The sequence below is a fragment of the Rhodococcus sp. NPDC003348 genome, assembly GCF_053589375.1.
Map to the genome: position 1 here is coordinate 120699 of NZ_JBSFRT010000011.1, position 21557 is coordinate 142255.

A 21557-nucleotide genomic window follows, 5' to 3' on the forward strand; every position below is an offset into this window, starting at 1 on the left:
GCCAGCTTACCGGAGATCCGGGCGTGCCCACGCCGGGGTCACCCCGGCCGGGGTGTGACGCTCATCGCGACCCCGCCTCCTCCTGCCACGGCCACCGGCCGGTGATCTCCAGCTGCAGCGACCAGCTCAGGAACGTGCGGATCAGCACGATCAGCGCGAGCACGCCGACCGAGGTGAAGGTGGGGGTGACGGCGACGGTCTTGATGATGTCCGCGGCCACCAGGAATTCGAGGCCGAGCAGGATCGACCGGCCGAGGTTGCGCCGGTACGGCGCGTACACGGGCGTCCCCGGCGCGGTCCGGCTCGTGGACAGCGCGATCCAGCTGGCAACGGCGGCGCCGATCACGATGACCGCGACCCCGACGACGTCGACGACGGATCCGACGGTGGAAATGACGGACTCGAGCTGCATGCGGCCCCTGCCTTCCCGGTCGGCTGACACCAGCGTGGCAGGTTCACCGCGATCGGGCGCGGAGGCGCGGCTAGCGTGGTCGTCCATGAGTGAGCGCCGCGTCCCCGACCTCGCCGTGGTCGGGTTGGGTCCGTCGGGCCGGGCGCTCGCCCACCGCGCCGCGACGGCCGGTCTCGACGTGGTCGCCGTCGACCCCGCACCGGACCGGTGCTGGACGCCGACCTACGCCGCATGGGCGGACGAGTTGCCCTCGTGGCTGGGGAGCGGGGCGATCGGGGCCGGCGTCGCGCGCCCGACCGTGTGGACGCGCCGGGCGCGCACCCTCGACCGGGAGTACTCGGTGCTGGACAACGCCGGGCTGCGGAACGGGCTCGACCTGACCGGGGTGCGGGTGGTGCGCGGCCGCGCACAGGTCGTCGGCGGCGGCGACGTCACCCTCGACGACGGAACCACGGTCGGCGCAGGCACCGTCGTCGATGCACGCGGTCTCACCCGCTCCCCCGCACTCGCCGAACAGACGGCGTACGGAGTCGTCCTCCCCCGCGCCGACGCGCTGCCTGCGCTCGGTGGCGCTGCCGCGCTCTTCATGGATTGGCGCCGCGACAACGGCGCCCCCGCGGACGCGTCACCGTCCTTCCTGTACGCGGTGCCGCTCGACGGCGAGCGAGTGCTGCTCGAGGAGACCTGTCTGGTGGGCCGTCCGGCACTTCCCCTGCCGGTGCTGCGGGCACGACTTCGGGTCCGACTCGCCGCGCGCGGCGTCGCCGTGCCCGCGAACGCCCCGGCGGAGCGGGTGCGGTTTCCCGTTCAGGCGCCACGCCCGGCACCGGGCACGGTCGCGTTCGGCGCCCGCGCCGGACTGTCGCATCCGGGCACCGGCTACAGCGTCGCAGCGTCGCTCGCGGCGGTCGACGCGGTGGTGGACGCCCTGGTCGCCGGCGACGACCCGGTGGAGGCGTTGTGGCCCCGGCCCGCTCGCGCGGTGCGGGCACTGCGCGAGGTCGGGCTGCGGGCCCTGCTCGCGCTGCCACCGGCCCGGGTTCCGGAGTTCTTCGACAGCTTCTTCGCGCTGCCGCCGCCGGCGCAGCGCGCCTACCTGTCCGATCGCACGGATCCGCGAGCGGTGTCCGCGACCATGTGGACGTTGTTTCGCCGCGCGCCGATGCCGGTGCGGCGCACACTGATCGGCGCCACGCTGCCGATCCACCCGAGGAGACCCCGATGAAGGTCGAGATCCAACTCGACGCCGCACCCGCCGACGCGGCCCGCCGGGCGGCCGAACTCGCCGCGACCGGGGTGGCCGGGCTGTTCACGTTCGAGGGCCCGCACGACGTGTTCTTCCCGCTGGTCGCGGCGGCGCCGGTCGTCGACGTGGATCTGGCCACGAACGTCGCGATCGCGCTGCCGCGCAGCCCGATGCACCTCGCACACGCGGCCTGGGACCTGCAGTCGATGTCGGGTGGCCGGTTCCGGCTCGGGCTGGGATCGCAGATCCGTCCCCACATCGAGAAGCGCTACTCGGCACCCTGGTCGCGGCCCGCCGCCCGGATGCGGGAGACGGTGCTGGCGGTGCGGGCGATCCTCGACGCCTGGGAGGGTGGGTCGCGGTTGGACTTTCGTGGCGAGTTCTTCACCCACACGCTGATGCCGCCGACGTTCGTGCCCGGGCCGAACCCGTTCGGTCCTCCGCCGATCCTGCTCGGCGCGCTCGGACCGGTGATGACCCGCACCGCCGCGGAGGTCGCGGACGGACTGCTGGTGATGCCGTTCAACAGCGAGCGGCACTTCCACGAGCGAACGCTGCCCGCGGTCGCACAGGGACTCGACCGGGCGGGCCGCGATCGCACCGACTTCGAGATCGTGCCGCAGGTGATCGTGGCGACCGGCCGCACCGACGCCGAGCTCTCGGCCGCGACCACCGGGGTGCGCGCGCTGCTCGCGTTCTACGGGTCCACACCGGCGTACCGTCCGGTGCTCGAGGTGGAGGGCCGGGCGGACCTGCAGGACCCGCTGAACGCGCTGTCGAAGCGGGGTGCGATCGCCGAGATGATGGCGCTGGTCGACGACGCGCTGGTCGACACCCTCGCCGTGCGCGGCACCCCGGAGCAGTGCGCCGCCGAGATCCTGCGCAGATTCGGCGACCACGCCGACCGGGTGTGCTGCTACTTCCCCGGCTACGACGTCGATCTCGGCCACGTCCGCGACCTCGTGGCAGCGCTCGGCACCGCTTCGGCGGTCAGCGCAGCGCCTGGAACTCCGCCAGCGCGTCGCTGACGGCGGCGGGCACCCCGTCCAGCGCCCACAGTGCCAGGCCGACCGCGACGAGGGTGAGCAGTGGACCGAGGATCGCCCGTTCGAAGGTGCCGCCGGCGCGGATCGACAACCACGACGGCAGCTGCAGTTCCCACCACCGGCGCCCGCCCCACGGCAGCAGCGGCGCGAGGAACGGCACGCCCTCCTTGGTCACGGCGTCGCCGAGGCAGTGGACGGCGCACCCGAGCCCGACCGCGACACCGAGCGCCCGCGATCCCACCTCGTCCGGGTACCACGTCCATGTCAGCGCCGACAGCACGCCCGCCACCAGGGTCACCGCGATCCAGCCGTTGCGTTTCGCCCAGCCGCCCGCGAGCCCACGCAACGCCAGACCGAGGGTCAGGAACAGGACGCCGATGATCGCGGGCTGCCCGAACGCGACGATCAGCGACGACACCGCCGCACTGATCGCGACCGCGAACAGTGCGGTGTGGGTGAGGGTCCGGTGGCCGCCGCGACGTTTCGGATCGCGCCGTCCGCGGGTGATCCGGTAGTAGCCCAGCGACACCGTGTCGACGCCCTTGGCCAGAACCCAGCTCGCCGGTCCGAAGGAGCGGGCCACCGTCGACTGCGTGGTGTCGAGGTCGGGCAGCAAGGCGGCGCCCGCGCAGACCCCGGCGAAGGTGAAGACCTCGGCGGTGGACGTCGGGCCACCCCACTCGGGCGGAAGTACCTGGGCGGCCAGCAGACCCGCGACGGCACCGGAGACAGCGTGGGTCGCACCCATCACCATGACAGCGAAAACCTTTCGGACAGAACGACAAGAGCGCTGCCCGAAGCGAGCCGCCCACTACGGACCGAAATCTATCAACCGCCACCGACACGACCCGCACACCTGCCCGTGGGGTCGGTGCGCACGATCACGACAGGCCGTCGACGTCGGCCACCGACTTGTCCGGCCGCAGCCCGCGCCACACCGGATGCCGCAGCCTGCCGTCCCCGGTGACCTCGGAGAACCGCACCTCCGCAACGAGTTCCGGACGCATCCAGTGCGCCGACCGTGCATCCGGGGCGGGAATCGCGCCGAACGGCGCCTCGTCCGTCGCCAGTGCGGCGGCCGCCTCCTCGAGTTCCGCCAGGATCGCGCCGGTCAGACCACTGCCGACCTTGCCGACGTAACGGAGCCCGCCCACTCCGTCGGGGATTCCCAGGAGCAACGACCCGATCCCCCGGGCGCGACCGCCCTCCCCCGGCTGCCAACCGCCGATCACCACTTCGCAGCTGCGAAAGTGCTTGATCTTGAGCCAGTTCGACGACCTCCCCGATCGGTATGCCGAATCCCGGCGCTTCGCGACCAGTCCCTCCATGTGCCGTTCGGCGCTGGCCTCGAGCGCGGCCGTGAAATCGTCGGGAGCCGGTTCGGTCGGCCGCCACGGGCCGTCCTCCTCGAACCGGATCGCGTCGAGCACCGTGCGCCGGTCCCGATAGGACTTGCCCGCGAGCGTGGTGCCGTCGAGTTCGAGGATGTCGAACACCTGCAGCGCCACCGGATACGCCTCCGTGACCGCTGCCACGTCCCGCGGCCTGCTGCGCCCCATCCGCCGCTGCAGCCGCGCGAAACTCGGCGCGCCGTCCGCGCCGTACGCGACGATCTCCCCGTCGAGCACCCCCGAGTGCCCGTGCAGCCCGGCCGGGATCTGCAGCAGCTCCGGATAGGTGGCGGTCAGGTCGTTGCCGTTGCGGCTGACCAGTCGCACCGAGCTCGTCCCGGAATCCGCGTCGGACGCGAAGTGCACCAACGCCCGGATCCCGTCCAGCTTGTACTCGAACGCCCACACCGCGGGGTCTGCCCGCCGCGCGAATTCGTCCGCGGTGGTCGCGGTGGCCAGCATGGGCGACGGCGTCGGCACGTGTGTGGCCGACCGGCCCTCCGCCGGCGCAGGCTTCGGCACGACCGCCGGCGCGACCGTCGCCCGCACCCGGGCCAGCACCTCACGGAACTCCAGCTGCGCCAGGCCCGGCTGCTCGAGCTCGTCCCAGGTGCGTGGGGCCGCCGCATACGGCCGGGCCGTTCCCCGGAGCGAGTACGGCGAAATCGTGGTCTTGGAGGCCGAGTTCTGGCTCCAGTCCACGAACACCTTCCCGGTCCGCTGCGACCGCGTCATCGTCGCGGTGACCGAATCCGGCGTCTGCCGTTCGAGTTCGCGCGCAATCTCCTTCGCGACCTCGCTGCACCGCCTCGACGTCCACCCCGGCGGGACACCGGCGTAGAGGTGAATTCCCTTGCTGCCACTCGTAACCGGCAACGCGTCCAGTCCACGGGCGCGCAGCCGCTCGCGGACGCGGACCGCCACCGACGCACACTCGTCGAGGGTGACACCCGGCCCCGGGTCGAGATCGATCACGAGACGGTCGGGATCGGCCGGACTGCCGTCGGGCGCGAATCGCCACTGCGGGACATGGAACTCCAGTGCCCCGGACTGCGCGAAGTAGACGAGCGCCGCGAGTTCGGTGACCTCCGGGTAGTCGACCGTGCGCCTGCCCTGGGTCAGGGTGTGCCGTGGCACCCAGTCGGGGGTCGCCGCCTCGACGTTCTTCTGGAAGAACGGCTCCGCCGCGGTGCCGTCGGGCCACCGCTTGCGGGTCAGCGCCCGGCCGGCGAGCAGCGGCAACAGCACCGGTCCGACCTCCGTGAAGTACTGCAGCACCTCGGCCTTGGTGGTGCCGGTCTCCGGGTACAGCACCTTGTCGAGGTTGGTCAGGGTCAGGCGCCGGTTTCCGACACGCACCGCCGCGTTGTGAGTCATCCGCATCCGCCCTTGGCTTTCACCTGGCCTGATCCCAGAGTATGGACCATCATGGTGTGATGCGGTCGATATGGAAAGGCTCCATCGCGTTCGGTCTGGTGAACGTCCCGGTGAAGGTGTACTCCGCCACCGAGGACCACGACATCAAGTTCCACCAGGTCCACGGCAAGGACGGCGGACGCATCAGGTACAACCGGGTCTGCTCCGAGTGCGGCGAGATCGTCCAGTACGCCGACATCGACAAGGCGTACCTGTCCGAGGACGGCGCTCAAGTGGTACTCACCGACGAGGACTTCGACAAGCTCCCAGCCGCCGAGAAGCACGAGATCCCGGTCCTGCAGTTCGTGCCCTCCGACCAGATCGACCCGATCCTGTTCGACAAGAGCTACTTCCTCGAACCCGACTCCGCGTCCCCGAAGGCGTACAACCTGCTGGCCTCGACACTCGTCGGCAACGACCGCACCGCGCTCGTACATTTCACCCTGCGGCAACGCACCAGGCTGGCGGCACTGCGGGTACGCGACGGGATTCTGGTGGTGCAGACCCTGCTGTGGCCCGACGAGGTCCGCGCCGCGGAATTCGAGTCGCTCGAGGAGGGCACCTCGCCGAGCGAGAAGGAACTCGCGATGGCCACCATGCTGGTCGACTCGATGTCGGAGGACTTCCACCCGGAGTCCTACACCGACGACTACCAGGTCCAGCTCCAGAAGCTTCTCGACGAGGCCATCGCGAACGGCGGCGAGAAGGTCACCGTGCCGTCGGGCGCCGCGCGCGAGGCCGATGCCGAGGTCGTCGACCTCGTCGCGGCCCTCCAACGCAGCGTCGACGAGGCCAAGAAGACCGACGGTGCGAAGAAGGGCCCGACGAAGGCGTCGCCCGGGCGCAAGGCCAAGACCGGCTGACGGCCCCAGACGTCGGTTGTCAGGATCGCGCGTCGGTCGTCACGGTCGAGCGTCAGTCGTCGCGATCGAGGACGAACCAGAAGTGTTCGCCGCCGTCGAGGACGTTCTTGCCGTTCATCACCCCGAGCAGGGTGTCGGGGCCGACCCGTTTGAAGTGGTCGAACACCGGCATCCCGTCGTAGACCATCGTCGCGGTCGACTCGCCCCGGAACTCGACCATCCACAGGCTCGCCTCGCCGTTGCCCGCCTCGACGTCGGAGAACAGGTTCCCGTCCGCGTCGCGGCAGATCAGCGGCTGCACGTCGAACCGGGAGCCGAACGTCTTGCCGTACCAGCGTGTCCGGTCGAGCAACCGGCCGGTGCGGTGCCCGGTCCGCATGCCGCGACCGCGCCAGCTCCCCGACAGCTCGTCGACCCGGACCACCGGCAGTTCGTCCCACAGCCGGTCCAGCTCCCGCGGATCCACGGTCTCCGCCGCGAGCAGCTTCTCGACATGGTCGTGAACAGTCATGATGCACCTTCCTGAGTGAACGTGAGGACCGCCTTGACCGCCGCACCGGAACGGGCGGCGTCCAGCGCGGCGGCGAGGTCGTCGAACGCGAACGTCGTGATCAGCTTCTCGAAGGGGAACCTGCCTGCCCGCCACAACGAGATCAGCTCGGGGATGAACTGCTGTGGGTCGGCGTCGCCCTCGATCACGCCGGTGACACTGCGCCCCAGCAGGAGTGCGGATTGGTCGAGCGTGACCGGGTTCCGCTGTCCGCGCAGGCCGACGGTCGCGCAGCTGCCGGGCGAGCGCAGCACCGACACCGCGGTGCCGAGCACCTCGGCGGTGCTGACGGTGTCGACGCTGTGGTCGGCTCCGCCGTCGGTCACCGCGCGAATCCGGCGCGCCAGATTCGGTTCCGCGCTGTCGATCACGGTGCTCGCGCCGAGGGCGAGTGCCAGTTCACGGCGTGCGGGCACCGGGTCGACGACCACGATCGTCGCGCACTCGGCGACCACCGCGGCCAGCACCGCGGCGAGACCGACCGCACCGGCGCCGAACACCACGATCGAGGCGCCCGGCCGCGGACGCAGCACGCGCAGCACCGCCCCGGCACCGGTCTGGACACCGCAGCCCAGCGGTCCGAGGAGTTCGATCGGCAGATCACCGTCGACCCGGACGGCGTCGGCGGCACGGACGACGGCTCGGGTGGCCATCGACGACTGCCCGAACCAGTTGCCGTGCAGTGCAGTCCCGTCCAGGCGCAGTGTGGTGGTGCCGTCGGGTCGCCGGCCCGAGTGGTTCAGGACCGCGAAGTGCTCGCAGTAGGCGGGGCGGCCCTCGTCGCAGTTGCGGCAGCCGCGGCACGCGGAGTAGCTCAGCACGACCCGGTCGCCGGGTGCGAGCGTGTCGACCTCGGTGCCGACCGCCTCGACCACCCCGGCACCTTCGTGACCGAGTACGGCCGGCACCGGGATCGGGATGCTGCCGGCAGCGGCGGTCAGGTCGGTGTGACAGATGCCGACCCCGGCGATCCGTACCAGGACCTCGTCCTCCTGCAGGGCGTCGACCTCGACGTCCCTGATCTCGAACGGGTCGCCGAATCCGCTAAGCACCGCCGCACGTGCTCGTGTTCCCACCCACACCCCCGAAGGTCCGCACTCGCCCGCCATCGTCGACACCGGATGAGAATCGTGATTAACTTCCTGCGCGAGTGTAGACGCGAAAACCCCGCCGATACAGGGGGTCGGCGGGGTTTTCCGGGAGGGGTGCGTCAGACGGTGAAACCGAGCGCCCGAAGCTGCTCGCGGCCGTCCTCGGTGATCTTGTCCGGACCCCACGGCGGCATCCAGACCCAGTTGATCTTCAGTTCCTCGACGAGGCCGCTCTTGACCAGCGCACCGCGGGCCTGCTCCTCGATGACGTCGGTCAGCGGGCAGGCCGCGGACGTCAGCGTCATGTCGATCGTCGCGACCGACTCGTCGTCCACGGCGATGCCGTAGACCAGGCCGAGATCGACGACGTTGATGCCGAGTTCGGGGTCGACGACGTCGCGCATCGCCTCCTCGAGGTCGTCCACGAATGCCTGCTGTTCCGGGGTCAGCTCGACCGCCGGTTGCGCCGGCGTCGTGTCGGTCGCGACGGCCTCGTCGGGCGTGCCCGCCTGGGTTTCGGTCATGATGCAGATCCTCCGGTCACCGCCGGCACGGTGCCGGCCCCGTCACCCGAGGCCGCAGGCGCGTCCTCGGTATCAACTATCTGAACAACGGCGTCCTTGAATGCCATCCATCCCAGCAGCGCACACTTCACACGCGCCGGATACTTCGCGACACCCGCGAACGCGATGCCGTCGCCGAGCACCTCCTCGTCGCCCTCGACGGTGCCGCGGCTGGTGACCATCTCGTTGAACGCCTCGACCACGTCGAGCGCGTCGGTCACCGCCATGCCGGTCACCTGGTCGGTGAGCACCGATGTCGCGGCCTGACTGATCGAGCAGCCCTGACCGTCGTACGACACGTCACCCACGCGACCGTCGTCGGTGATCGCGACCCGCAACGTGATCTCGTCCCCGCACGTCGGGTTGACGTGATGCACCTCGGCGCCGAACGGTTCGCGTAGTCCTCGGCCGTGTGGGTGCTTGTAGTGGTCCAGGATCACCTCCTGGTACATCTGCTCCATCCGCATGTCAGGACGCCCCGTCGATCGTGCCGTCGTCCTCGCGCAGCGGCTCGAGAACCTGGTGGGTGCCGAAGAACTCCTGCGCCCGCCGGATCGCGGCGGCGAGGGCGTGCACCTCCTCGGCGGTGTTGTAGACCGCGAACGACGCCCGCGCGGTCGCCGCGATTCCGAACCGCCGGTGCAGCGGCCACGCGCAGTGGTGCCCGACCCGGATCGCCACGCCCTCGTCGTCGAGGATCTGGCCCAGGTCGTGGGCGTGGATACCGTCGACGACGAACGACACCGCGCCACCACGATTCTCGGCGGTCACGGGTCCGACGATCCGGACCCCGGGCATCGCGCCGAGCAGGTCCAGCGCCAGCTCGGTCAGTTCGTGCTCGTGGGCCGCGACGGCGTCCATCCCGATCGCCTCGAGGTACTCCACGGCCGCACCGAGCCCGACCACCTGCGAGGTCATCGGCACGCCTGCCTCGAACCGCTGCGGCGGCGCCGCATAGGTGGTCGCCTCCATCGTGACCGTCTCGATCATCGACCCGCCGGTGATGAACGGCGGCATCGCCGCCAGCAGCTCCCGCTTGCCGTACAGCACGCCGACCCCGGACGGGCCCAGCATCTTGTGTCCGGAGAACGCCGCGAAATCGACGTCGAGGGCGTGGAAGTCGACCGGCATGTGCGGCACCGACTGGCACGCGTCGAGAACCACCAGCGCACCGACCGCCCGCGCCCGCCGCACCAGCTCCTCGACCGGCGCAACGGCGCCGGTCACGTTCGACTGGTGGGTGAACGAGACGACCTTGACGTTCTCGCTCAACTCCAGCGAGTCGAGGTCGATCCGGCCGTCGTCCGTCACCCCGTACCAGCGCAGCGTCGCGCCCGTCCGGCGGGCCAGCTCCTGCCACGGCACCAGGTTCGCGTGATGCTCGAGCTCGGTGATCACGATCTCGTCACCGGGCCCCACGTGCCGATCGAACCGGTCGTCGCCGAGCACGTACGTGACCAGGTTGAGCGCCTCGGTCGCGTTCTTCGTGAACGCCAGCTCGTCCGGGTCCGCGCCGACGAACCGGGCGATCGCCACCCGGGCGTTCTCGTAGGCGTCGGTCGCCTCCTCGGCGAGCTGGTGCGCGCCGCGGTGCACGGCCGCGTTGCAGGTGGTGAGGAACTCACGCTCGGCGTCGAGCACCTGGACCGGTCGCTGCGAGGTGGCCCCGGAGTCCAGGTACACCAGCGGCTTTCCGTCCCGCACCGTGCGGCTCAGGATCGGGAAGTCCCGGCGGATGCTCGTGACGTCGAGCGCGCGCACGGTGCTGGTCATGGAATCAGGCTCCCGCCGTCGCTGCCTGGGTGAAGCGGACGTAGCCGTTGGCCTCGAGCTCGTCGGCCAGCTCGGGGCCGCCCGACTCCACGACCTGACCGCCGACGAACACGTGCACGAACTGCGGCTTGATGTAGCGCAGGATCCGCGTGTAGTGCGTGATCAGCAGCACGCCGCCGTGCTCACGCTCCTGGTAGCGGTTCACGCCCTCGGAGACGATCCGCAGCGCGTCGACGTCCAGACCGGAGTCCGTCTCGTCGAGGATCGCGATTTTCGGCTGCAGCAGGCCCAGCTGCAGGATCTCGTGGCGCTTCTTCTCACCACCGGAGAAGCCCTCGTTGACGGAGCGCTCACCGAAGGCCGGATCGATCTCCAGCTCGCTCATCGCCTCCTTGACCTCCTTGACCCAGTGCCGCAGCTTGGGTGCCTCGCCACGGACGGCGGTGGCGGCGGTGCGCAGGAAGTTCGACATCGACACGCCCGGCACCTCGACCGGGTACTGCATCGCGAGGAACAGGCCGGCGCGGGCCCGCTCGTCGACGCTCATCGCGAGGACGTCCTCACCGTTGAGGGTGATGCTGCCGGACGTGATCTCGTACTTGGGGTGACCGGCGATCGCGTAGGAGAGGGTGGACTTGCCGGAGCCGTTGGGGCCCATGATCGCGTGCGTCTCACCGGACCGCACCGTCAGGTTCACACCCTTGAGGATGTTGATCGGTTCGGCGTTCTCGTCGGTCTGCGCGACCCGGACGTGCAGATCCTTGATCTCCAGCACGGAAGGCTCGGCGGCGGGGGTTTCGGGGGTAGTCATTCAATGAGTCCTTTGAGAAGTGTTGTGCCGGCGGCTGACTCGCCGGAATTCAGACGCCGACCGCGGCGAGCTCGACCTCGATGGCCGCTTCGAGGCGCTCGCGCACCTCGGGGACGGCGATGCGCTCGATGATCTCGTGGAAGAAGCCCCGGACCACCAGGCGCCGGGCCTGCTCCTCCGAGATTCCGCGCGAGCGCAGGTAGAACAGCTGCTCGTCGTCGAACCGGCCGGTGGCGCTGGCATGGCCGGCGCCGACGATCTCGCCGGTCTCGATCTCCAGGTTCGGCACCGAGTCCGCGCGGGCGCCATCGGTGAGCACCAGGTTGCGGTTCATCTCGTAGGTGTCCGTGCCTTCGGCCGCGGCACGGATCAGCACGTCGCCGACCCAAACGGTGTGCGCGTCGGGCTGATGCGCCTCGGCGCCGGCGACGCCCTGCAGCGCGCCCTTGTACACGACGTTCGACTTGCAGTGCGGCTGAGAGTGGTCCACCAGCAGCCGGTGCTCGAAGAACTGGCCGGCGTCCGCGAAGTACAGACCGAGCAGCTCGGCATCGCCGCCGGGACCGTCGTACTTCACCACCGGAGTGACGCGGACGACGTCGCCGCCGAGCGTCACCGCCGTGTACCGCAGCACCGCGTCGCGACCGATGCGGGCGTGGTGCGCGGCGACGTGCACGGCGTCGTCGGCCCAGTCCTGCACCGCGACCACGGTCAGCTTCGCGCTGTCGCCGAGCACGAACTCGACGTTCTCCGCGTAGGTTCCGCTGCCCTTCTGGTCGAGCACCACGGTCGCCGAGGCGAACGCCTCCAGACGAATCTGGATGTGCCCGTAGCCGACCTGTCCCTCGCCGGGACCGGTGACGACGACGTTGATCGCGTCGGCGATCTCGCGTTCGGTACCGACGGTCACCACGGTGGCCGTCTCGAAGCCCGAGTACGCCTGCGCGGCAACCCGATCCGCCGGGACACCGCCCTGACCGAGCCGGGTGTCGTCGCGGCCGACCGTCTCGACGGTGACCCCGTCCACCGCCGTCACCTCGACGGTCGCGGAACCGGAGCGGACCGCAGAGCCGTCGTGCAGGCCACGCAGCCTGCGCAGCGGGGTGAACCGCCACGCCTCGTCGCGACCGGCGGGCACCTCGAACGCATTCACATCGAACGACGTGAAGACCTCGCCCTTATTGGTGGCTGGCGCCGCCTGCGCATTCGTCGCAGGGTTCTCACCGGCGACGGCAGCCTTCACGCCCGTCGCCTCGCTTGCGTTGGCCACTAACCCACGGCCCCTTCCATCTGCAGTTCGATCAGGCGGTTGAGCTCGAGGGCGTATTCCATCGGCAGCTCCTTGGCGATCGGCTCCACGAAGCCGCGCACCACCATTGCCATTGCCTCGTCCTCGGTGAGGCCGCGGCTCATCAGGTAGAACAACTGGTCGTCGGAGACCTTCGACACGGTCGCCTCGTGACCCATCGACACGTCGTCCTCGCGGATGTCGACGTACGGGTAGGTGTCCGACCGGGAGATCTGGTCGACCAGCAGCGCGTCGCACTTGACGGTCGACTTCGAGCCGTGCGCGCCCTTGTTGACCTGGACCAGGCCACGGTAGGAGGCACGGCCACCGCCGCGGGCGACGGACTTCGACACGATCGTCGAGGACGTGTGCGGCGCCAGGTGCAGCATCTTCGCGCCGGTGTCCTGGTGCTGGCCCTCGCCGGCGAACGCCACGGAGAGCACCTCGCCGCGGGCGTGCTCGCCCATCATCCACACGGCCGGGTACTTCATCGTGACCTTCGAGCCGATGTTGCCGTCGATCCACTCCATCGACCCGCCCGCGTCGACCTTGGTGCGCTTGGTCACCAGGTTGTACACGTTGTTCGACCAGTTCTGGATCGTCGTGTAGCGGCAGTGGCCGCCCTTCTTGACGATGATCTCGACGACCGCCGAGTGCAGCGAGTCGGACTTGTAGATCGGCGCGGTGCAACCCTCGACGTAGTGCACGGAGGCACCCTCGTCGACGATGATCAGGGTCCGCTCGAACTGGCCCATGTTCTCGGTGTTGATCCGGAAGTAGGCCTGCAACGGGATGTCGACGTGCACGCCCGGCGGCACGTAGATGAACGAGCCGCCCGACCACACCGCGGTGTTCAGCGCCGAGAACTTGTTGTCCCCGGCCGGGATCACGGAGCCGAAGTACTCCTTGAAGATCTCCGGGTGCTCACGCAGCCCGGTGTCGGTGTCCAGGAAGATCACGCCCTGGGCCTCGAGGTCCTCGCGGATCTGGTGGTAGACGACCTCGGACTCGTACTGCGCCGCGACACCGGCGACGAGACGCTGCTTCTCCGCCTCCGGGATGCCCAGCTTGTCGTAGGTGTTCTTGATGTCCTCGGGCAGATCTTCCCAGGATTCGGCCTGCTTCTCCGTGGACCGCACGAAGTACTTGATGTTGTCGAAGTCGATGCCCTCGAGGTTCGACCCCCAGTGCGGCATCGGCTTCTTGTCGAAGGTCCGCAGCGCCTTGAGCCGGATGTCGAGCATCCACTCGGGCTCGTTCTTCTTCGCGGAGATGTCCCGCACGACGGCCTCGGACAGGCCACGCTGTGCGCTGGCACCTGCCACGTCGGCATCGGACCAGCCGTACTCGTAGTGGCCGAGCGAGGCGATGGCCTCGTCCTGCGTCAGGGTCGGCTGGTCGGGGCGGCCGGCTGCCTGATCCTGGGTGACGGTCATGCGAGCTCCTTCCGGAGTCTTGTTACGTGAGTCGTGTTGCGTGCGCGGCGCGGGCTGGGCACCGACGACGCGATGTTCGTGGGAGGGCGGAGTTCGTCGCTCGGTGGTCAGGTCGCTTCCTGGTGCACGGCACCGGGTGCGACCAGAGGTACGTGGGTGGTGCACGCGCAGTCCCCGTTGGCGATGGTCGCGAGCCGCTGCACGTGGGTGCCGAGGAGCTCCGCGAACGCCTGCGTCTCCGCCTCGCACAGCTCGGGGAATTCGGAGGCGACGTGAGAGACCGGGCAGTGGTGCTGGCAGATCTGCACACCGTTGCCGACCGGCCGGGTGGTGGCCGCGAACCCGGCGGACGTGAAGGCGTCGGCAATCGCGTCGGCGGTCTGCTCCACCTCGGCGGTGTCACCTCCGGTTGCGGGATCGATGTCGGCGACGATCGTCTGGACGCGGCGCCGCGCGAACTCGACGATCGCCGCCTCGCCGCCGATCTCGCGAAGCTGACGCATCGCGGCTCCGGCCAGGTCGTCGTACGAGTGCCCGAGCCGCGAGCGGCCCGCGGCCGTGAGCTGGAACTGCTTGGCCGGCCGGCCCCGCCCCTTCTGCTGCCAGCTCGCCGACCGCGTCGCACGGGCCTCACCGGCGTCGATCAGCGCCTCGAGGTGACGACGCACCCCGGCGGCACTCAGACCCAGCTCGGCGCCGATCTCGGTGGCGGTGATCGGCCCCTGTTCGAGCAGCAGCTTGACGACGGCCGCGCGGGTGTGACCCTCGTGACCCATCGCGGTGCCCGACGGCAGCGCCGAACGAGACGCGGCAACAGGCGCAGGACCTGCGCTTTCGCGATGCTCGGGGCGGATGTCTGCCGTTTTCACAACACCAGTGTGACGGAATTCGACCCGACGGTCCACCAAGGGTGCCCTGTGTAACACCGCTACGCTGCATCCTGTGCCGCAGACCGACGACACACCGGAGTCCGGTGACAGCGCAACCGCCGGGCCCCTATCCCGACGGGGCACTGCCCTGCTCTCTCGGTCGCAGACCCTCCTCAGCCGTGCCCTCGGACTGAACGGACCCCGCGACGGTTTCGCCGTCTCCAGCCTGCATGGCGACGAACCCGAGGCCCCCGGCCTCAACGCCCGCGAGACCGCACAGCTGCGTGGCGTCCGGCGCTTCGGCGCGACGGGCGCCCTGCTGATGGCACTCGGCGCTCTCGGTTCGGGCGCGCAGCCCGTGCTGCAGAACCCGGTCCAGGGACTGCGCATCCTCGGCCTGCCCGCACGGATGCCGAGCGTCGCCATGACCATCACCCTGACCGGCAGCGCGATGGTCGTGCTGGCCTGGCTGCTGCTCGGCCGCTTCGCGGTCGGCAGCTTCCGTGAGGGTTCCGCCGTGCGACGGCTGACCCGGTCCCAGCTCGATCGCACCCTGCTGCTCTGGGTGGTCCCGCTCGCGATCGCCCCGCCGATGTTCAGCAAGGACGTCTACTCGTACCTCGCGCAGTCGGAGATCGCCGCCCGCGGCCTCGACCCCTACGCCATCGGTCCCGCGCAGGCCCTCGGCGTCGACCACATTCTGACCCGGACCGTCCCGACGATCTGGCGGGACACCCCCGCCCCGTACGGCCCGCTGTTCATCTGGATCGGGAAGGGCATCTCCGCCCTGACCGGCGACAACATCGTCGCGGGCATCTTCCTGCACCGCCTGCTCGCCCTCGCGGGCGTCGCGCTGATCGTGTGGGCCCTGCCCCGGCTCGCGCGCCGCTGCGGGGTCGCGAGCGTGACCGCACTGTGGCTCGGCGCCGTCAATCCCCTGCTGTTGTTCCACCTGGTCGCCGGCATCCACAACGAGGCCCTCATGCTGGGCCTGATGCTCGCAGGCATCGAGATCGCACTCCGCGCGATCGAGGGCGCAGACCCGATCCGGTTCAGCATCCGCGAGGGACGCAGCCTCGCCCTGCTCCTGGCCGGGTCCGGGCTCATCGCGCTGTCCGCGACGGTGAAGATCCCCACCCTACTTGCCCTCGGATTCATCGGCATGGCCCTCGCCAGGAGGTGGGGCGGGACGTTCCGGTCGGTGTGCGCTGCCGCGGCGCTGCTCGCCACGGTCACGATCGTCGTGGTGCTCGCGGTCAGCCTGATCAGCGGGCTCGGATTCGGCTGGCTGAGCCCCGACACCCTGGGCACGGCCAACGAGGTGCGCAGCTGGATGTCGCTGCCGACCCTGCTCGGCCTGGGAACCGGGCTGGCCGGAGTGCTGCTCGGCCTGGGCGACCACACCACCGCCGTGCTCAGCCTGACCCGGCCGATCGCGTCACTGGCAGCGGCATTCGTTGCACTGCGGATGCTCGTCGCGGTCCTCCTCGGCCGCATCCACCCGATCGGCGCGCTCGGTGTGTCCCTCGGATTCCTGGTGCTCCTGTTCCCGGTCGTGCAGCCCTGGTACCTGCTGTGGGCCGTCATCCCCCTCGCCGCGTGGGCGACCCGGCCGGTGTTCCGCATCCCGGCGATCGCGCTGTCGTCGGTGGTCAGCCTGATCGTCATGCCGAACGGCGGCGAGTACCCGCCGTTCGTCATCGTGCAGGCCGCGATCGCCACCGTCCTCGTCTGCGGTTCCTTCATCGTCCTCACCCGCAACCGGCTGCCGTGGCGGGTCGAGACCGAGGCCTCGAACAGCGGGGCGTCGGACAGGACCGCAACCCCCGACGCCTACTCTGAGGTCCCGTGAGTTCTTCCGTGTCCGAACAACCCGTGCTCCGACTCAGCGGTGTGGTGAAGGCGTTCGACGGCACCGTCGCCGTCGACGGTCTCGACCTGACCCTCGACCGCGGCCAGGTGCTGGCCCTGCTCGGACCGAACGGCGCCGGGAAGACCACCACCGTCGAGATGTGCGAGGGATTCCAGCGACCGGACAGCGGAACCGTTCGGGTCTTCGGCCTCGACCCCGCCGTCGCCTCCGGCGACGTGCGCGCCCGCATCGGGGTGATGCTCCAGGGCGGCGGCGCCTACCCGGGCTCCAAGGCCGGCGAGATGCTCGACCTGGTCGCCGCCTACTCAGCGGACCCCCTCGACCCCGAATGGCTGCTGCGCGAACTCGGCCTCACCGACGCCGTCCGCACCCCGTACCGTCGGCTGTCGGGCGGCCAGCAGCAACGCCTGGCGCTCGCGTGCGCCCTCGTCGGACGCCCCGAACTGGTGTTCCTGGACGAACCGACCGCGGGCCTCGACGCCCAGGCACGGTTGATGGTGTGGGAACTGATCGAGGCGCTGCGCCGCGACGGCGTCTCGGTGCTGCTGACCACCCACCTGATGGACGAGGCCGAGGCACTCGCCGACCGGCTGGTGATCATCGACCACGGCCGCATCGTCGCGGAGGGCACCCCGAGCGAACTGACCCGGCACGGCGCCGCCGGCCGGCTCCAGTTCACCGCGCCCGCACACCTCGACCTGACCCGGCTGGCCGCGGCCCTGCCCGCGGGCTTCACCCCGAGCGAGCCGACCGCAGGCAACTACGTCGTCGAAGGCGACATCGACCCGGCCGTGCTCGTCGCGGTCGCCACCTGGTGCGCCGAACTCGACGTGCTCGCCACCGAGATCCGCGTCGACCAGCGCCGCCTCGAGGACGTCTTCCTCGACCTCACCGGAAGGGAGCTGCGGGGTTGACCATGTCCAACACCGACCGTCTCGCCGACAACCGGTTCACACCCGGCACCTTCGCGCCGAACCCGCGACCCGCACCGCCGCTGCGGATGCTCACCGCGCAGACCCGGCTCGAGCTGACCCTGCTCCTGCGCAACGGGGAGCAGCTGCTGCTGACGATGTTCATCCCGATCACGCTGCTGATCGGCCTCACGTTGCTGCCGCTGGGCGACCTCGGGGATCCCCGGGTGAACCGGGTGATGCCCGCGGTGATGATGGTCGCGGTGATGTCGACCGCGTTCACCGGGCAGGCCATCGCGGTCGGGTTCGACCGCCGCTACGGCGCGTTGAAACGGCTCGGCGCCACGCCGCTTCCGCGATGGGGCATCATCGCGGGCAAGAGCGCGGCGGTGGTGATCGTGGTCGCGATCCAGATGGTCCTCCTCGGTGCGATCGGATTCGCGCTCGGCTGGCGACCCGACCCGGCCGGGCTCCTGCTCGGTGCGGTCGTGATCGCCCTCGGCACCGCGATGTTCGCGGCACTCGGCCTGCTGCTCGGCGGCACGTTGAAGGCCGAGATCGTCCTGGCGCTGGCGAACGTGCTGTGGTTCGTGATGGCGGGCATCGGCTCGGTCGTGTTCGGCGGCGACGGCATCCCCGACGCGCTGCACACGTTGGCCCGGCTCGTGCCGTCCGGGGCGCTCGCCGAGGCCCTCGACCACGCCGTCTCCGGGTCGGTGGACGTGTTCGCGATCGCTGTGCTGATCGTGTGGGGCGCTGTCGCGGCATGGCTGGCGACCCGCTGGTTCAAGTTCACCTGACCGAAACCCCGGACACGCGGGCCGGTCCGCGGCCATCATTCATCGGTGCCGATCATGCGCCCGACCCTCGTCCCGCTCCTCGCCGCCGTCACCCTCGCGGTCGCGGGCCCTCCCGCGCTCGCACAGCCGGCCTGGGGGCCGCTGGCGCCGCCGAACCCGCACCTGGGACCGGTCGGCACGGCCACCATGCACGGGGACGCCGGGTCGTCCGATGCCACCCCGCTCGCCGGCCCCGGCACCGGAGCGGTGGGGGCCACCGAGATCCCGCTGCTGTCCGCGTGCCCGACCCTGCTCGAGGGGTCCGACGGGCGGGTGGTCGCGTTGTGCACCGCCGTCCTCGGCCGGAAGCCGACGGTCCATCTGCTCGACGCAGGCAATTCCCGGTCGGTGGCATCACTGGAGCTGGCGAAGGGCAGCCTGCTCGGCGGCGTCTACGCCTTCCTCGACGATCAGAACCGCCTCGTCGCCGTCGACGGCAACCGGCAGCTGCAGCGCATCGGCCACACCGCCGACGCCCTGTTCGTCGACTCCACGGTCGACCTGTCCGGAGCGGTTCCCGACGGCGACGCGGTGACCGGCCTGGTTCCGGACTGGTCCGGCAACGTCTGGTTCGCCACCGGAGGCGGCGTGGTGGGCACGCTCGATCCGGCCGGGACCGCACGCACCCTCCGGCTGCCCGCTGGCGAGCAGGTGCAGAACAGCATCTCCAGCTCCCCCACCGGGGTGTCCGTGGCCACCACCCACGCCCTGTACCAGCTGTCCGCGGGTGCGGACGCCGCCCCGACGATCGACTGGCGGCACACCTACGATCGCGGGTCCGCCCGCAAGCCGGGCCAGCTCAGTTGGGGCACCGGCTCGACGCCGACCTTCTTCGGCCCCGGCACCGGCCACGAGTACGTCGCGATCGTCGACAACGCGGACACCCGGGTGAATCTGATCGTGCGCCGCGCCGACACCGGCGACGAGGTGTGCCAGGCGCCGGTACTGGCCACCGGAGGCCCGGGCAGTGAGAACTCCCCGATCGGCGTCGGCAACTCGGTGTTCGTGGCGGGTACCTACGGGTATCCGTACCCGACGGTCCCGGACGGTGCGGGTCCGGCGGTGCCGTCGTCCGCGACGTTCACCGGCGGCATGACCCGGGTGGACATCGACGGTTCCGGCTGCCACGTGGTGTGGGACAACGCGGTGCGCAGCTCGGCGGTTCCGCACCTGTCGACCGCGGACGGCAACCTGTACACGGTGGTCCGGAAGGGGCAGCCGAACACGACTCCCCTCGACGGATTCGCGTTCGCGGTGATCGACCCCGCCACCGGCGCCGTGGTCTCCGAGTCCGGTCAGCCCGGCACCATCGCCAACGACACCCTGCAGATGTCGGCGCTGATCACCTCGCGGGGCGACTACCTGCAGGGCACGATCACCGGGCTGGTCCGGGTCCGGGCAGGCGACAGCGGCAGCATCGGCAGCGCGGGCAGTTCGGGGAGCTGACCGCCCCAACGACCGGCGGCCAGCCGCCCCAACGACACGGCGGCGAGCCGCCCCAACGACACCGTGTAGTTGACCGGGCTCTACCATCGGACCCGTGCTGTATCGCGGCTTCGTGAGCCTGGTCAACCGTCTCCCCCTGCCTTCCCTGGCGGTCCAGAAGTGGATCGCGTTCGCGGTGATCCTGTCGCAGGGCGGCATCGCGGTCACCGGCTCGGTGGTCCGGGTCACCGCGTCCGGCCTCGGCTGCACCACGTGGCCGCAGTGCCACCCTGGCAGTTTCGTCCCGACGGGCAACTCGACCGCGCCGTGGTTTCACCAGGCCGTCGAGTTCGGCAACCGACTGCTCACGTTCCTGGTGATCGCGACCGCGGCGGCGGCGGTCATCGCGGTGACCCGCGCCGCCCGTCGCCGCGAGGTGCTGTTCTACGCGTGGCTGATGCCGCTGTCGACGGTGCTGCAGGCCGTGATCGGCGGCATCACGGTGCTCACCGGACTGCTGTGGTGGACGGTCGCCGTGCACATGCTGGTGTCGATGGCGATGGTGTGGCTGTCCGTGATCCTGTTCCACAAGATCGACCAGCCGGACGACGGCGTCGACGTGATCGTGCTGCCCAGGCAGCTGCGCTGGCTGACCGCGCTGTCCGGGGTGGCGCTGGCCGGCACTCTGGTCGCGGGCACGATGGTCACCGGCGCCGGACCGCACGCCGGTGACAAGAATCCCGAACGCACCGTCGAGCGCCTCGGCCTGGACATCACCAACCTCGTGCATCTGCATGCCGAACTTCTGGTCGGCTACCTGGCGCTGCTGGTCGGCCTCGGGTTCGCGCTGTACGCGGTCGGGGCGCGCGACGCGGTGAAACTGCGCATGAAGGTGGTCGTCGCCCTCGTCGCCCTGCAGGCCTGCGTCGGCCTGGTCCAGTTCTGGACGCACGTCCCCGCCGTCCTGGTGACCATCCACGTCGCCCTGGCCGGTGCGTGCACCGCCGCGACCGCGGCCCTCTACGCCGCGGGCCGGGTCCGCGAACCCGCGCCCACACCGGCCACGCCGGCCGCCACCGGCGTCACCGTCGACTGACCGGCACCCGCTCCGGATCGCGCATCGGCTCGGCATAGCATTCGGCACGCGTCACCCACCGAATCGAGAGCCGAAGGAGCCGTCATGCGTCTGCGCGACACCCCGACCGTCGAGGTCACCGAACGTCTGACCTGCAGCCCGGAGCGTGCCTGGACACTGGTGATCGACATCGATCTGCCGACCCGCGCCGACGGCGAACTGCAGCGGACGGAGTGGCTGGACGGCGCGACCGTCGTCGCCGTCGGCGCCCGGTTCCGCGGGTACAACGCGAACGCGCAGATGGGCGAGTGGCACACCGAGTCGGAGGTCGTCGAGGTCGAGGACGGCCGACGCTGGGTGTGGCGGGTGGGTCCGGCGGACGAGCCGTTCGCCCACTGGGGTTTCGAGGTCGACTCCGACGGTGACGGCGCCCTCGTCCGGCAATGGGCCAAGGTGGGCACCGGGCGGTCGCCGCTCGCCGACTTCATCGACCGGCACCCGGACCGGGAGGCCGCGATCCTCGATCACCGGATGTCGGTGTGGCGCGACGGGATGACGGCCAATCTGGCAGTGCTCAAGCAGCTCGCCGGCTGACCGTCTCTCTCCAGCCGACACAAAGACGTCGGGCCCGGACACACAGAAGGGGTGACCGCCCGCAAAAGGGGAGGCCCCGGAAGGT

The 21557-nt window shown here is 70.4% G+C and carries 21 protein-coding genes; 9 read left to right on the plus strand and 12 right to left on the minus strand.

Features of this window, described 5'->3' with window-relative positions; all coding sequences use genetic code 11:
* Positions 1-61: 61 nt before the first annotated feature.
* On the minus strand, positions 62-412 hold the full coding sequence (locus ACWDU4_RS10230; RefSeq protein ID WP_450113780.1) for a DUF1622 domain-containing protein: 351 nt from the start codon (positions 410-412) through the stop codon (positions 62-64).
* An 85-nt stretch (positions 413-497) separates the two neighbouring features.
* On the opposite strand from ACWDU4_RS10230, the gene ACWDU4_RS10235 reads away from it, so the two are divergent.
* Together ACWDU4_RS10235 and ACWDU4_RS10240 are read left to right on the plus strand one after the other, a co-directional pair.
* Positions 498-1637 (plus strand): lycopene cyclase family protein, encoded by a 1140-nt coding sequence (locus tag ACWDU4_RS10235; RefSeq protein ID WP_450113781.1) that lies wholly within the window; start codon positions 498-500, stop codon positions 1635-1637.
* Positions 1634-2686: a TIGR03617 family F420-dependent LLM class oxidoreductase gene (locus ACWDU4_RS10240; RefSeq protein ID WP_450113782.1), complete on the plus strand. Its 1053-nt coding sequence runs from the start codon at positions 1634-1636 to the stop codon at positions 2684-2686. Before ACWDU4_RS10235 ends, ACWDU4_RS10240 begins: the two co-directional genes overlap by 4 nt.
* Here ACWDU4_RS10240 and ACWDU4_RS10245 read toward each other — a convergent pair.
* Together ACWDU4_RS10245 and ligD are read right to left on the minus strand one after the other, a co-directional pair.
* Positions 2649-3458: a metal-dependent hydrolase gene (locus ACWDU4_RS10245; RefSeq protein ID WP_450113783.1), complete on the minus strand. Its 810-nt coding sequence runs from the start codon at positions 3456-3458 to the stop codon at positions 2649-2651. The two genes, ACWDU4_RS10240 and ACWDU4_RS10245, sit on opposite strands and share 38 nt — an antisense overlap.
* Before the next feature lie 127 nt (positions 3459-3585).
* Positions 3586-5472, minus strand: a complete 1887-nt coding sequence (ligD, locus tag ACWDU4_RS10250; protein ID WP_450113784.1) for a non-homologous end-joining DNA ligase — start codon at positions 5470-5472, stop codon at positions 3586-3588.
* A 59-nt stretch (positions 5473-5531) separates the two neighbouring features.
* On the opposite strand from ligD, the gene ku reads away from it, so the two are divergent.
* Positions 5532-6374 carry a non-homologous end joining protein Ku gene (gene ku / locus ACWDU4_RS10255; protein ID WP_450113785.1) on the plus strand — a complete coding sequence of 281 codons (843 nt, stop codon included), beginning with the start codon at positions 5532-5534 and terminating at the stop codon, positions 6372-6374.
* Positions 6375-6426: 52 nt separating this feature from the next.
* Here ku and ACWDU4_RS10260 read toward each other — a convergent pair whose 3' ends face one another.
* The 9 genes from ACWDU4_RS10260 to ACWDU4_RS10300 all read right to left on the minus strand — a co-directional run bounded on the left by ACWDU4_RS10260 (position 6427) and on the right by ACWDU4_RS10300 (position 14662).
* The gene (locus tag ACWDU4_RS10260; RefSeq protein WP_450113786.1) at positions 6427-6885 is read right to left on the minus strand and encodes a DUF4334 domain-containing protein; all 459 of its coding nucleotides are present in this window, start codon (positions 6883-6885) and stop codon (positions 6427-6429) included.
* The gene (locus ACWDU4_RS10265) at positions 6882-8033 is read right to left on the minus strand and encodes an NAD(P)-dependent alcohol dehydrogenase (RefSeq protein WP_450113801.1); all 1152 of its coding nucleotides are present in this window, start codon (positions 8031-8033) and stop codon (positions 6882-6884) included. The genes ACWDU4_RS10260 and ACWDU4_RS10265 overlap by 4 nt, the downstream gene beginning before the upstream one ends.
* A gap of 101 nt (positions 8034-8134) precedes the next feature.
* Positions 8135-8539, minus strand: coding sequence for a metal-sulfur cluster assembly factor (locus tag ACWDU4_RS10270; protein WP_450113787.1), 405 nt, complete (start codon positions 8537-8539; stop codon positions 8135-8137).
* Entirely contained in the window at positions 8536-9045 is a 510-nt protein-coding gene (gene sufU / locus ACWDU4_RS10275) for a Fe-S cluster assembly sulfur transfer protein SufU (protein WP_450113788.1), read from the minus strand. Before sufU ends, ACWDU4_RS10270 begins: the two co-directional genes overlap by 4 nt.
* A gap of 1 nt (position 9046) precedes the next feature.
* Complete coding sequence (locus ACWDU4_RS10280; protein WP_450113789.1) at positions 9047-10351, minus strand: cysteine desulfurase; 1305 nt, start codon at positions 10349-10351, stop codon at positions 9047-9049.
* A gap of 4 nt (positions 10352-10355) precedes the next feature.
* Positions 10356-11162, minus strand: a complete 807-nt coding sequence (gene sufC, locus ACWDU4_RS10285; protein ID WP_450113790.1) for a Fe-S cluster assembly ATPase SufC — start codon at positions 11160-11162, stop codon at positions 10356-10358.
* Positions 11163-11211: 49 nt separating this feature from the next.
* Positions 11212-12432: a Fe-S cluster assembly protein SufD gene (sufD, locus tag ACWDU4_RS10290; protein ID WP_450113791.1), complete on the minus strand. Its 1221-nt coding sequence runs from the start codon at positions 12430-12432 to the stop codon at positions 11212-11214.
* Positions 12432-13886, minus strand: a complete 1455-nt coding sequence (gene sufB / locus ACWDU4_RS10295; RefSeq protein ID WP_450113792.1) for a Fe-S cluster assembly protein SufB — start codon at positions 13884-13886, stop codon at positions 12432-12434. Before sufB ends, sufD begins: the two co-directional genes overlap by 1 nt.
* A gap of 107 nt (positions 13887-13993) precedes the next feature.
* Positions 13994-14662: a helix-turn-helix transcriptional regulator gene (locus ACWDU4_RS10300; RefSeq protein WP_450113802.1), complete on the minus strand. Its 669-nt coding sequence runs from the start codon at positions 14660-14662 to the stop codon at positions 13994-13996.
* 241 nt (positions 14663-14903) lie between these two features.
* On the opposite strand from ACWDU4_RS10300, the gene mptB reads away from it, so the two are divergent.
* The 6 genes from mptB (at position 14904) to ACWDU4_RS10330 (ending at position 21472) form a co-directional block, all read left to right on the plus strand.
* Positions 14904-16607, plus strand: a complete 1704-nt coding sequence (gene mptB, locus ACWDU4_RS10305) for a polyprenol phosphomannose-dependent alpha 1,6 mannosyltransferase MptB (RefSeq protein ID WP_450113803.1) — start codon at positions 14904-14906, stop codon at positions 16605-16607.
* A complete protein-coding gene (locus ACWDU4_RS10310) occupies positions 16604-17542 on the plus strand; it encodes an ABC transporter ATP-binding protein (RefSeq protein WP_450113793.1) in 939 nt (312 codons plus the stop codon). The genes mptB and ACWDU4_RS10310 overlap by 4 nt, the downstream gene beginning before the upstream one ends.
* 2 nt (positions 17543-17544) lie before the next feature.
* Positions 17545-18339, plus strand: coding sequence for an ABC transporter permease (locus tag ACWDU4_RS10315; protein ID WP_450113794.1), 795 nt, complete (start codon positions 17545-17547; stop codon positions 18337-18339).
* Between the two features lie 54 nt (positions 18340-18393).
* On the plus strand, positions 18394-19824 hold the full coding sequence (locus ACWDU4_RS10320) for a hypothetical protein (RefSeq protein WP_450113804.1): 1431 nt from the start codon (positions 18394-18396) through the stop codon (positions 19822-19824).
* A gap of 94 nt (positions 19825-19918) precedes the next feature.
* The gene (locus ACWDU4_RS10325; RefSeq protein ID WP_450113795.1) at positions 19919-20899 is read left to right on the plus strand and encodes a COX15/CtaA family protein; all 981 of its coding nucleotides are present in this window, start codon (positions 19919-19921) and stop codon (positions 20897-20899) included.
* Positions 20900-20983: 84 nt separating this feature from the next.
* Entirely contained in the window at positions 20984-21472 is a 489-nt protein-coding gene (locus ACWDU4_RS10330; protein ID WP_450113796.1) for an SRPBCC family protein, read from the plus strand.
* Positions 21473-21557 lie beyond the last annotated feature (85 nt).